The organism is Balneolales bacterium ANBcel1, from assembly GCA_029688905.1.
Classification (GTDB): Bacteria; Bacteroidota; Rhodothermia; order Balneolales; family Natronogracilivirgulaceae; genus SLLW01.
Map to the genome: position 1 here is coordinate 84,278 of JARULB010000003.1, position 12,189 is coordinate 96,466.

At 55.6% G+C, this 12,189-nt stretch carries 8 protein-coding genes; 6 read left to right on the forward strand and 2 right to left on the reverse strand.

Going from position 1 to position 12,189, the window contains the following annotated elements:
* Positions 1–7: 7 nt before the first annotated feature.
* A complete protein-coding gene (gene ileS, locus QA596_04805) occupies positions 8–3,181 on the reverse strand; it encodes an isoleucine--tRNA ligase (protein MDG5766778.1) in 3,174 nt (1,057 codons plus the stop codon).
* A gap of 213 nt (positions 3,182–3,394) precedes the next feature.
* On the opposite strand from ileS, the gene QA596_04810 reads away from it, so the two are divergent.
* From QA596_04810 to QA596_04835, 6 genes are all read left to right on the forward strand, one after another.
* Positions 3,395–3,919, forward strand: a complete 525-nt coding sequence (locus tag QA596_04810; GenBank protein MDG5766779.1) for a low molecular weight phosphotyrosine protein phosphatase — start codon at positions 3,395–3,397, stop codon at positions 3,917–3,919.
* A gap of 69 nt (positions 3,920–3,988) precedes the next feature.
* Positions 3,989–4,864, forward strand: coding sequence for a fructosamine kinase family protein (locus QA596_04815; GenBank protein ID MDG5766780.1), 876 nt, complete (start codon positions 3,989–3,991; stop codon positions 4,862–4,864).
* Positions 4,865–5,156: 292 nt separating this feature from the next.
* Entirely contained in the window at positions 5,157–6,869 is a 1,713-nt protein-coding gene (locus QA596_04820) for a tetratricopeptide repeat protein (protein MDG5766781.1), read from the forward strand.
* Between the two features lie 4 nt (positions 6,870–6,873).
* Complete coding sequence (locus tag QA596_04825) at positions 6,874–7,659, forward strand: DUF4292 domain-containing protein (GenBank protein ID MDG5766782.1); 786 nt, start codon at positions 6,874–6,876, stop codon at positions 7,657–7,659.
* A complete protein-coding gene (locus QA596_04830; GenBank protein ID MDG5766783.1) occupies positions 7,656–9,005 on the forward strand; it encodes a peptidoglycan DD-metalloendopeptidase family protein in 1,350 nt (449 codons plus the stop codon). Before QA596_04825 ends, QA596_04830 begins: the two co-directional genes overlap by 4 nt.
* Before the next feature lie 36 nt (positions 9,006–9,041).
* Positions 9,042–9,482, forward strand: coding sequence for a hypothetical protein (locus tag QA596_04835; protein ID MDG5766784.1), 441 nt, complete (start codon positions 9,042–9,044; stop codon positions 9,480–9,482).
* A gap of 93 nt (positions 9,483–9,575) precedes the next feature.
* Here the strand turns inward: QA596_04835 and QA596_04840 are convergent, their stop codons facing one another.
* Positions 9,576–12,182: a M14 family zinc carboxypeptidase gene (locus QA596_04840; protein ID MDG5766785.1), complete on the reverse strand. Its 2,607-nt coding sequence runs from the start codon at positions 12,180–12,182 to the stop codon at positions 9,576–9,578.
* Positions 12,183–12,189 lie beyond the last annotated feature (7 nt).

Consider the following 12,189-nt stretch of genomic DNA (forward strand, 5'->3'; position numbering starts at 1 on the left):
GAAGGATTTAATAGTTACTGTTACGTTGGATCGCAATGGTACACATTTTACCGCCAATTTCCCACTGCTTGGTAAAATCTGACTCATCGGCCGTTCCAAACTGAACGGATTCGGCCAGGGTTTCGCTTTTTACATACTCATTCATGAACTGAATCGATGACTTCAACTCTTCGTCACCGTCCAGGTACATATCAATGCGGTCGGTAAGCTCAAAATTGGCCTCCTTCCGCATATTCTGGATACGGTTGACCACTTCACGGGCAATCCCCTCACGGGTCAGTGCCTCGTCCAGTTCCGTATCCAGTGCGACCGTCACACCGTCCTCAGACTCAACGGACCAGCCTTCCAGTCCGTGACGTGTGACTTCCACATCTTCTTTTGATAACGTTATCGGCTCACCGTCCCCGAGATCAAGAACAATTACGCCTTTTTGCTCGAATTCCGAGATTTCTTCGGTTGACCATTTCTGGACGGCAGCTGCAACCGCCTTCATCCGCTTGCCAAGCTTTTTGCCGAGTACCGGAAAGTTGGGTTTTGCGCTTTTCTGGACTATTCCCGAATCGTCATCTACATATTCGATGCCTTTAACGTTCACCTCATCCAATATAATATGTTTTACGGATTCAATTGCCAAATGCTGCTCTTCGTTGCTGGCCGGAACTATAAGCCGTTTCAGGGGCTGCCTGACGTTGACGTTAATCTTGTTCCGAATCCGCAGGACGATGGATGAGATCGTTCTCGCCAGATCCATCCGGTATTCGAGATCACGGTCAATGGCAGTTTCCTCGACCGTCGGGTAGAAAGTCAGGTGCACCGACTCCTCCTCAAACTCCGTAACCGTATTCAGGTTCCGGTACAGCCATTCGCTTATAAAGGGGGCGACGGGGCTTGCCACTTTGGCCAGGTTCACCAGGCACTCGTACAGGGTCTGGTACGCCGCCGTCTTGTCGAGGCTTTTTCCTTCCCGCCAGAACCGGCGCCGGCTGCGCCGCACATACCAGTTGCTCAGGTCGTCGGCAAATCGCTCCACTTCCCGAACGGCCCGGGTCGGCTCATAATCGTCCATGAACGAGTCCACCTTCTTGATGGTGGTAAACTGCCGGGATATGATCCAGCGGTCCATTTCGCTCCGTTCGGAGTACGGAATCGGAACCCCTGAAAAGGTCCATTTGTCGATATTGGCGTACATGGCCAGGAACGAGTAGGTGCTCACCAGTGTGTTGAAAAACTTGCGCTGGGTCTCCTGAAGGCCTTCTTCACTGAATTTGAGGTTATCCCATGGCGAAGAGTTGCTCATCATGTACCAGCGGGCGGTATCGGCGCCATACTTGCCGATCACATCGAACGGGTCCACGGAGTTACCCTTGGATTTGCTCATTTTCTCGCCTTTCGCATCCAGAACGAGGCCGTTCGAAACCACGTTGTGATAGGCCGGCGAATCGAACAGAATGGTGGATATGGCGTGCAGCGTATAGAACCAGCCGCGGGTCTGATCCACTCCTTCGGCGATAAAATCGGCGGGAAATGTCTCCTTGAACAGCGCTTTGTTCTCGAACGGGTAGTGACGCTGGGCAAAGGGCATGGCACCGGAATCGAACCAGACATCCAGCAGATCGGGAATGCGCCGCATGGTGCCGCCGTCTTTCGCCTTCCAGGTAATTTCATCAATATAGGGGCGATGCAGATCGATCTCCCTGTCGGAGTCGATACCGCCTTTTTCCCTCAATTCCTCAATACTGCCAATGCACACGACTTCGTCGGGGTTGTTATCGTTTACCCAGAGGGGGAGCGGAGTCCCCCAGTAGCGCTGGCGGGAAATGGCCCAGTCCACGTTATTCTCCAGCCAGACACCGAAGCGTCCGGAGCCGGTGCTGGGCGGCTTCCAGTTGATCTTGTTGTTGATCTCCACCATCCGATCGCGTATCTGAGTGGTTTTGATAAACCATGACTCTACCGGATAGGACATCAGCGGGGTGCCCTTTCTCCAGTCGTGCGGATAATTGTGGACATACGTCTCGTGCCGGTACATCCTGCCGCGCTCCTTGATATCCCGGGCTATGTGCTTGTCGGCATCCTTGAACCACTGACCGGCATAATCATGAACCCGCTCATCGAAACGGCCTTCGCGCGTTACCGGGTTGAACATCGGAATGCCCTCCCGCTTGCAGACGTCATAGTCATCGGCACCAAACGCCGGGGCGATATGCACAATACCGGTTCCATCTTCCAGAGTTACGAAATCGGCCGGCACGACTCGCCACGCCTGCTTTCTGTCGATTTCCTCAAGCGCATACGGAAACATCGGCTCGTAGGTTCGCCCGACCAGGTCGGCCCCCTTCATCTCGGCTACAATTTCATATCCGTCCTTGATGACAGCCGGCAGCAATCCCTTTGCGAGATAATAGAAAACATCGGTGTCACCCTCACGCACCTTCACCTTGACATAATCCAGCTCCGGATGAACCGCCAGCACCATGTTGGAGATCAGCGTCCAGGGCGTGGTGGTCCATGCCATGAAGCTGGTGTTTTCCTCTCCATCCACCGGAAATGTGACAAATACCGACGGATCCTGTACCTCTTTGTACCCCAGACTCACTTCGTGGGAACTGAGAACGGTTCCGCTGCCGGGGGAGTACCACTGGATCTTGTACCCCTTGTAGATGAGGCCCTTGTCGAACATCTGGCGAAGCGCCCACCAGACAGACTCAATATATTTATTGTCGTAGGTGATGTAGGGATCCTCCAGATCCACCCAGTACCCCATCCGGTCGGTAAGGCGATTCCACTCGTCGGTGTACCGCAGCACACTTTCCCGGCATTTCTCATTGTATTTGGCAATACCGTAATCCTCGACCTGCGAACGGCCCTGAAGTCCGAGTTCCTTCTCAACTTCGATCTCGACGGGAAGTCCGTGGGTATCCCATCCCCCCTTACGGTCCACTTTACACCCTTTCAGTGTCTTGTAGCGACAGAAAAGGTCCTTGACGGTACGGGACATCATGTGATGGATGCCGGGCCTGCCGTTGGCTGTGGGCGGCCCCTCGTAAAAGGTAAACGGAATTCCATCCTGGCGGGTGGACACACTCTTCCTGAATACACCGTTTTTCTTCCAGTACTCCAGAACTTCCAACTCCGCTCTGGGGTATTGCAACTGTTTGACTTCCTTGAATTTCTTACTCATAAAAAGAGAAAAGGGTTCTCAAAAACACGGGAACTTCACAAGAGCGTTAATATACGAAATATTTTCCACAGACCGGAAACTACGCCTGGGCACAGAGAATCCCAAAACAATCCTGACTTGTAAAATTCGTTTTGACGATTCAGGAAAATTTTGAATTATGACGCTTGTTCAACACATTTACCCATCCCAACATCATTTTTAACGTTTTCTGTCATGCAAATCGAAAAGTTACCGAAACTGCGGGACATCACCGCCGAAGATCCTCTGAAAGTCTGTTTTGTCTGTCTGGGCAACATCTGCAGGAGTCCAACGGCCGAGGGTGTTTTTCAGCATCTGGTTAACCGCGAGGGACTTTCGCGCTTTTTTGAAATCGACTCGGCCGGTACCGGGGCCTATCATGTGGGCGAACCCGCGAACAGCAAAAGCCGCAAGGTGGCGGAACAGTATGGTGTTACGCTCCAGTCAAGGGCCAGAAAATTCGAATCCTCCGATTATGATTACTTTGACCTGGTCCTGGCCATGGACAAGGAGAATCTTCGCGATCTGAAGGGGATGGATCCCGCCCGGTTGCACCAGCAGAAACTGTTTCTCATGAGGGATTTTGACCCGACTCCGGACAACGGCGAGGTGCCGGATCCCTATTACGGGGGAATCAACGGGTTTGAGATGGTTTTTGAAATTGTAAAACGCAGTTCTGAAAACCTGCTGAGTCTGATCAGGCCGAATATTCGTCAGTGACCCGATGGCCTGACGGAACAGTTCACCGGCCGGACACGCGTCTTTTCCTGCTCATAAATCGTCATGTGTATGATTTCTTCCGACCCTCTTCAGACATACCTGCAGAAGCGTTTCAACAGCAACATCACCGATCAGCGGCCCGTTGGCGGCGGATGCATCAACGATACCACCCGCCTGAAGCTATCGGACGGCACCACTCTTTTCGTAAAACGGAACCGGCATTCCCTGCATGACATGTTTGTGAAGGAGGCCAAGGGCCTGCAGCTGCTGGCCGGCGCCACCTCCGGGTTGAGAGTTCCCGAGGTGGTCGGAATCCTGGAGGATCAACCGTCCGACAGCTCCTGGCTCCTGCTCTCCTTCATCGAGGAAGGCCGGAGTACCGGGGATTTTGACCAGCGATTCGGCCGCGCCCTGGCGGAGCTCCACCGGCATACCGCCGACAAATACGGCCTCGACCATGACAACTACATCGGCAGGCTCCCGCAAAAGAACGATTACCGGGAGGAGTGGATTCGCTTTTTTATCGAATGCCGCATTGAACCCCAGTTTGCCATGGCTCGACAGCACGGCTATTTCAGCGGAAATACCCGATCTTCCCTGGATCAACTTTTCAAGGCGCTGCCCGATTTGATTCCCGATGAGCCGCCTTCGCTGCTGCACGGCGATCTCTGGGGAGGCAATTACTTGTGCGACAACGAAAATCGTCCGGTTCTGATAGACCCGGCCGTCTACTATGGACACCGGGAAATGGAAATAGCCTTCACCAGAATGTTTGGCGGTTTCGGCAGAGGGTTCTACCAGGGATATGAAGAAGCCTGGCCGATGGCGTCCGGTTTTTCACAGCGTCAGGATATCTACAATCTCTACCCGCTGCTGGTGCATGTAAATCTGTTCGGCGGCTCCTATGCCTCTCAGGCTGAATCGGTTATCAGGCGTTTTTCTTAGCCGCGCAGGCCTTAGCCATATGGGCCCGACCATGCGGCCTCTTCCATACCTCACCAGCCGAACTTCCACCCGTTCCGCCATGATCCTGCCCTGCCGTACCTGGTTGTGCCGGGAATTCCGGCAGCAGGACAGGGATAATGTCTGCGCGCCCTCCGGCAGATGACGTTTCCCTCGTACCATTGTTCCCGGCGATTCGTTACTTTAGAAGATTGCGCCTGTTCCGTGAAAAACAGTTCCACACCTACACCCAATGTCTTTTTTTATCAATCCACACCATATACGGATAATTGCTGTGGCAGCTCTTGCCGCCAGCGTTTTTTCTGCCTGTTCCACAAGTGAGCCGGTAACCGAAACCGGCAACGGGATAACCGAAGAGCAAACTGTCCGGGAGAGCGCCGAAATTGAGGCTCGTTCGCTTTTTATTCGCGGGATTACCGCCATGCAGCTGGACGATCTATATGTCGCTGAAATCCATCTGAACAAAGCGCATGAGCTAAAACCCGGTGAGCCGGGAATCCTGTTTGCACTGGCGGACCTCTACTACGATCTGGGGGATATGGTCAACGGGATCCACTACAACCGGCAGGCGGTGGCGCTGGCGCCCGAAAACCGGTGGTATCGCATTCAGTTGGCCCGTGGCCATCACGCCGGCGGCAACTACGAAGAGGCAATAAGCCAGCTCGACACCATCCTGCAACAGCGCCCTTCCGACATCGGCATTCTCCGCATGAAGGCCCGTATCCACAATGAGCAGGGCAATTACGAAGCCTCGAACCAGACCTATCAGAGAATTCTGGACCTGACCGGTCCCGACCTTACCACCCACTATCAGCGCATCACCAATTTCAACCGGCTGGATGACACCAGAGCCGTCATTGACGAGCTCCGGACCGTTCTGCAGCTGGATCCCGGAAATATGAACGCCCTGATGATGCTCAGTCAGCTTTACCTGGATGAAGGGGCGGATGAAGAAGCGCAAAATGCCCTTGAACAGGCGCTCAAGCGCAACCCCCGAAACCCGGAATTGCTGGTCAATCTGGCCGATATCCACATCGGCAACGAGCAATGGGATCAAGCCGGGGCCCTGCTGAATGAGCTGATCAGCGACCCCTCGGTATCTCCGGGCAACAAATTTGAAATCATGCAATTCATCATCAGCCGGTTTGCAAGCGATCCCGATGACCTGCCGCTCAGGGAAACGGCCGAAACCCTGGTGACTTCACTGCTGGAAACCGAGCCCGACCACGGAATGTCGCACGCCATGGCGGCGGAATTCTATCTCACCGCGCGAAAGGAGGACAAAGCGCTCCTTCACCTCCGGAAAACCACGGAGCTGATGCCGGAGAATGATGCCGCATGGCGACAACTCATACAGACCCATTATGTCGCCGGAAATTACGAACAGGCTGTGGAAACCGGGAAGAAAGCCGACGAATACGTACCTGAGGACGCATTCATTCACTTCTTTGTCGGCGGCTCCTACTTTTTGAAAGCCCGCCTTGAAGAGGCTGCCGTCTGGCTGGCATCGGCCTCGGAGCTGCCGGCACGCCCGCAGTTCCGGTCGGTGATCCTGGGCACGCTGGCCGACACCTATGCCGCGCTGGAACGCTGGGACCAGGCCGATCTGAACTACGAAGAGGCCATTGCCCTGAACCCTGAAAACGACGTTGCCCTGAATAACTATGCCTTTTACCTGAGTGAAAGAAACGAACGCCTCGACCAGGCGAAAGAGATGGCTATCAGGGCGCTGGAAATCAATCCGGATAACTCCGCCTTCCTGGATACCATGGGCTGGATCTATTTCAAGATGGGAGAGTATGAGAACGCCTACAAGTATATTCGGGCTTCCATCGAAACAGGCGACGCCAGCGCCGAAGTGTTGGAGCATATGGGAGATGTATACGACAAGCTGGGAGAGCCGGACCGGGCCCATTACTGGTGGCAAAAAGCGCTGGAAGAGGACGAATCGCGCACACATCTCAAAGAGCGCCTTCATATCAATTGATGTCATGAAAAACCGGATTGTGCCCTTTTCTGCTCATCGGCATCCGCTGATATCCCTCTTTTTTCTGGCCCTGGTGCTTGCCTCCTGCGCACCTCCGGAAATACTCAGGTTGGAACCCGGCACATTCGAACGATCTGAAATCGAAAAGGAAGACTTTTTCAATGAGTACATCGCATCCGGAGATACCCTGTATGCAATCAGCGGCCGTGCCAGCGCCCAGGTGAGCGAACCCGGGCACAGCGAACGGCTGACCGTGCGGTTCCGGTCAAACCGAGACTACAGCCTGCTCTCCCTGCGTAACAATCTGGGGATTGAGGGCGGCCGCATCTACAGCGACCCCGATTCCGTGATCATCTTCAACCGGCTGGAAGATGTTGCTCACAAAATGTCGCATGACACTGCCGCCTGGTTCTACCTGAACGGCATCGGTGCGATCAATTTGATCCGGATTCTCCACCCCGTCACCGGACCGGATCAGATTGCCGGGCTCTTTGAAAACCCGGACTATTATCTTGTCGAAACTACCGAAGGCGGCCGCCATTATATCGACAGGGAACACAGGCAGCTCAGGCGAACCGAGCTCCATTCCCGTCGCCCGGAAGAGTACAGCACATTTCATTTCGAAAACTACACCGAAATTGACGGACACCGGCTTCCGGCCCGGATCCAGATATTGAGTTATGATGAGAAATCGAATATTTTTTTCGTCATACGATCGCTGGAAATTAATCCGAGTGACCTCGATTTCGACATCGCCATTCCCCAGGATATCGAAATTATCCGGTTATGAGCCGTTCCCAAATTCTCATATCGCTGTTGCTGCTGTCGCTGCTGCTGGCTGCCCCGCCTGCTCTCCACGGCCAGAATTACCAGAACCTCCGGATGCAACTGGAAGAGCAGCAGGAGAAGGCAAGGGCCGATATCCAGTCACTTCGCCGTCAAATCATCGGGTTTCAGGATCAGATTTCCAGCGCCGAGGATGAATACACCCGCAACTACGAACAGTTCCAGAATCTCCAGCGCGAAATATCGCTCCGCAACGCCGTCATTCGCACCATGGAGCAGGAACGAGCCTCCATCCTCGAGGAATTGCGTCTCACTCAGAATCAGATCGATGACCTGAACCGGGACCTGCAAACCCTCATCGACAACTACAAGTCCACCCTGACCTACATCTACAAACATGGCCGCATTCCCGAGGAAGTGCTGCTTCTCACCTCCGCGTCCCTGAACCAGATGCTGGTACGCTCCTACTACCTCAACCGCTTTGAAGACCATCGCCAGAAGCAGGCGCAGCAAATTTATGACATGCAGGAGGAGCTGGAGACACGGGAACGAGAGCTGGAGGATGCGCGCAGCCGAAACCGGCAGAATATTGCCGAGACCGAGGAGGAACGGCAGCGGCTGGAACTGCGCAAGGAGGAGCAACAGCGCCAGATAGCCCGGCTGCAGCGTGACCGTGAACGGCTGGAGCAACGGCTCAGCGCCACCCGCAATGAGGCTGAAAACATGGAAAGCACGCTCTCCGAGCTGATTGAAGAGGAGGCCCGGATCCGGCAGGCGGAACAGGAACGCCTGAGACGCCTGGAACAGGAGCGCATGCGACGGCTGGCCAACGCCGAAAACATCCGGAGCCGCCGGGAACGGGAAGCGCAGATCGACCGGTTTTCAAGGCCTGTGGAACCTGCCGACAGGCCGACCGATGAGCAGCTCCGGGCGATTGAAAACTCGTTTGAGGAGCAAAAAGGCCGGCTTCCGTGGCCGGTTGCCTCCGGCGTGGTCTCAGCCCGGTTCGGAAACCGCGTGAATCCCGTCTACGGAACCAGCATCAACAATCCGGGCATCGAAATCCTTACCGACGCCCGAAGCGAAGTCAGGTCGGTTCACGACGGCTATGTTTTTGCGGTTCAGCCGATTCCCGGCTTCGGAAACTGCATATTTGTGAAGCACGGCAGGTACATAACCGTTTACGGCAACCTGACCGAGATTCTTGTGGAACGAAATGCTTTTGTGGAGGAGGGGGATGTGATTGGCGCCTCCGGCGATGAAAACTCCCTGAAAGGCCCTTCGCTCTTCTTCATGATCCGGGAACAGAGCACCAACCTCGACCCTGAAACCTGGTTTTCTAGCAGATAATATTTTACTGACCCCCTATCCTTCCGGAGCATTTACATGTCCAATTTGCAACATCAGGCCGCACGCGCTTTTGCCTTCACCGGAGCAACCCTGCTCATCGGAGTGGTAATCTTTTTTTTCACACAGGGAGTGATCCCGCTGGTGCAGCTGCCTGATATCGCCGGACCCGTTTTCGCCCTCGGTTTTTTTCTGATCTTTTTGAATCTCAGTTTCGCCCTGGGCCGGAGGTTTTGCAGCCGTACGTTTGAAATGGAGCATTTCCCCTATATTCTCGCATTTGTACTGCTACTCCCCACCCTGGTACTGTCGGCAGTCACCGAGCGGCTGTCCGGTTTACCCGCGTACGCAACGTTTTCAGGAGTGCTGATTATTGCAGGGATGGCCGGCGCCTTTCTCGGCATCCGAAGCGGACGGCGCAAGCGGGAAAGGCTCGTTCGTGAAGCCATGGAAAGCGACGACACCGAAAACGAGTCGTAGGGCCACGGTCGCGGCATCAAGCGCTCCTTGGGCACACCATCCCCCCACGATGCGAGGTGCAAAAATGCAGGCTACCGGTAAATCCGGATGGCATCAGTGGATGATCGCCATTTGAAACAGCGCGTTGGACAACAGCAGTTCGCCATTTCTCCAAAACCCGCGAAACAGCGGATTGTCTGCGAAGAGCACTATTTGCCCACTGCCGTGACGCAGGTTGCCGATGGCCAGGGCTCCCTCCTGAAGCTCCAGCGCCTCGCTTCCGGCCCATCCGCCCAGTACCATGGAGTCCCCGGCATACATCCCGACATTCCAGCCGCCGGAAAGCGGATCGATCGCCAGCGACCCCCGTTTCAGGGCTGCATAGTCGGAACCCAGTCCAAAGGCCAGCGGGTGACTGTCATCCAGGGTTACCCGGAACACGGCACCACTGATTTGCCGGGACAAACCGGCACGCCGCCGATCTTCAAAACGGGCCTGCTCCCTCTCCATGTCGGTTCCCTCTTCCCAATCCCGGAGAATCAGTGCGGTCTCCTCCCGTCCGGCCAGTGCGCGAACCGCATCCGGAAACGCGATCACTCTTCCACCGGCGGCCACCCACTCCATGACAGCGTCCCAGTCAAAGCGATCCCCGCCGAGATAGCTCCCGTCCGGCAGTATCAGCACATCATAATCATCCAGTGGAAACGATGAAAGGCGCTCCAGGTTGAAAACTGCCAGAGGGTACTCCAGGCGATAATCAAAAAAGTGCCGGATTTCGCCCAGATTGGCGACATTGACCCCGGCTCCGGCCGGTACCGCAACAGCGGGCGCCCCGGCAAGGTGCAGTTGCGGCGAACCGAAATCGGGTCCCGATGCAACACGACCGGATTCAAGCGCTGTAACCCGGCGATCATACCTTGCCGCATAATAATCCACAAGACGGTACAGCCGGTCGGATGAAACCTGACGGTTTGCCCCCGAAACAATGACCATGGAACCGGGTTCGAAGGTCTCTCCGCCGGTGGTAAAACGTTTTTCTGCGAGCTGCACATGGATCCCCTCCTGCATCAACCCCGCCAGAAAAGCGGCGTCATTGACATCCCCCCAGGGGATGGCATAGGCATAGTGGCCGGCGACGTCGGTTTGCCCGGAATCATCGGCCGGTTCGTTCGGAGCTCCTTTCAACGGTCGATACCGGGGTTCCACCCGCACCGCCGCTTCATCCATGCGTACTCTGCCATCGGCCGCCCAGGCCTGCACCCCATAGGCGTAGGGCAGCGCCCATGCGGTAATGTCGTAGGTGTTGGAATCGGGCAGTTCGGGATTGGGCTCAAAAAGGATTCTGGTGAGCGCGGATTTCGGCTGAGCAAGGGGGATCACGATATCCTTTCCTGAGGTGCGGCGTGTCTCATCCCGGCCGGTCAGATAGTTCCGACCGCTCATACGGCGGCCGTCGACTGCGTGGAAATAGCGGATTTCCTGCCGATCCAGAAAATCCAGCAGCGCCTTCATGCGATCCGGGTGATTCTCACCCCCGATCACATAAAAATCATGATCACCGGCCGGCGCTTCAGCCCCCTTGCGGAAATATTCCGTAAACTCGTCCTTAAGCCGCTCACTGTTGGCGGCGGTAACTTCAACGGTGGAGAGTCCGACAACATGCTGGTTCATGAGGCGCTGTGCAAGCGTGAGCGTATCGCCATTGGCCCGGATCATGGCGGTGCCGGCCCGGCCATGGCCCATCTGCTCGTAGGTCATGCCAATGGCACCGTTGAATGTCGGCCAGGTATCGCCATAGCCTGGATAGAACAGGTCGAAGATCTCCCGTGTAAAATAGCGTTCTCCGCGCCGGTCGAAATAGGCGGAGTGATTATCGCCGACTTTGTGCTGAAACTCCCGCTGCCACGGGGTGATGGCATTGTGAAACGGCTCCGCCGATGGCGGGAAGAAGTAGTCGTTGACATGCATCTCATGAAAATCGGCATGGACATGCGGCATCCACATATGATACAACGCCGCGCGTTGCTGCGACTCTTGCTGAACCTGCCAGGCCCAGTCGCGGTTCAGATCAAAATAATAGTGGTTGGAGCGTCCGCCCGGCCATGGTTCGTCATGTTCCCTGGTTTCCATACGCGGGTCGGGATGCCTTCCGACGGTCTGTTCGAACCAGGAGACGTAACGCTGCCGCCCGTCCGGGTTCAACACCGGATCCATGATCACCAGGGTGCGGTCCAGCCACTGGGCGACCTCCCCCGGTGTATGACCGACGGATGTAATCTGCCCCGAAACCAGCTCATAAAGTGTCAGCATGGCCGCTTCCGGGCTGGATGACTCATTTCCGTGCAGTCCGTAGCTCATCCAGGCGATGGCGGCCGTGCGGCCCTCAACCATGCCGGACTCGAGTCCGGCTGCGCGGCGGTTGTTGATGCGGATGGTATCCCGGGCCCGGATGTTCTCCTCCGAACTCACGATCGCCACGAACAGCGGCCTTCCCTGGTAGCTCTCGCCGTACTGATACAGCTCCACCAGCGGGCTGGCCGCCGCGATATGCTTAAAATAGGCCTTGATCTCGTGGTGCCGTGTAAAGCGGTCGCCCGGCTCATAGCCAAGAAACTGCGCCGGTGACTGAATTCCGGATCCGGCGGCCAGGAACCCCGGGAACAGACAGATGAACAGAATGACATACAACGGCGCAATGTGCCGCGGGAAAAAACGAGCCATGAATACA

Coding starts and splice junctions, on each gene's coding strand:
- QA596_04830 (MDG5766783.1), top strand. CDS start 7,656: ATGAGCCGTTCCCAAATTCTCATATCGCTGTTGCTGCTGTCGCTGCTG.
- QA596_04840 (MDG5766785.1), bottom strand. CDS start 12,182: ATGGCTCGTTTTTTCCCGCGGCACATTGCGCCGTTGTATGTCATTCTG.
- QA596_04810 (MDG5766779.1), top strand. CDS start 3,395: ATGCAAATCGAAAAGTTACCGAAACTGCGGGACATCACCGCCGAAGAT.
- QA596_04835 (MDG5766784.1), top strand. CDS start 9,042: ATGTCCAATTTGCAACATCAGGCCGCACGCGCTTTTGCCTTCACCGGA.
- QA596_04815 (MDG5766780.1), top strand. CDS start 3,989: ATGATTTCTTCCGACCCTCTTCAGACATACCTGCAGAAGCGTTTCAAC.
- ileS (MDG5766778.1), bottom strand. CDS start 3,181: ATGAGTAAGAAATTCAAGGAAGTCAAACAGTTGCAATACCCCAGAGCG.
- QA596_04825 (MDG5766782.1), top strand. CDS start 6,874: ATGAAAAACCGGATTGTGCCCTTTTCTGCTCATCGGCATCCGCTGATA.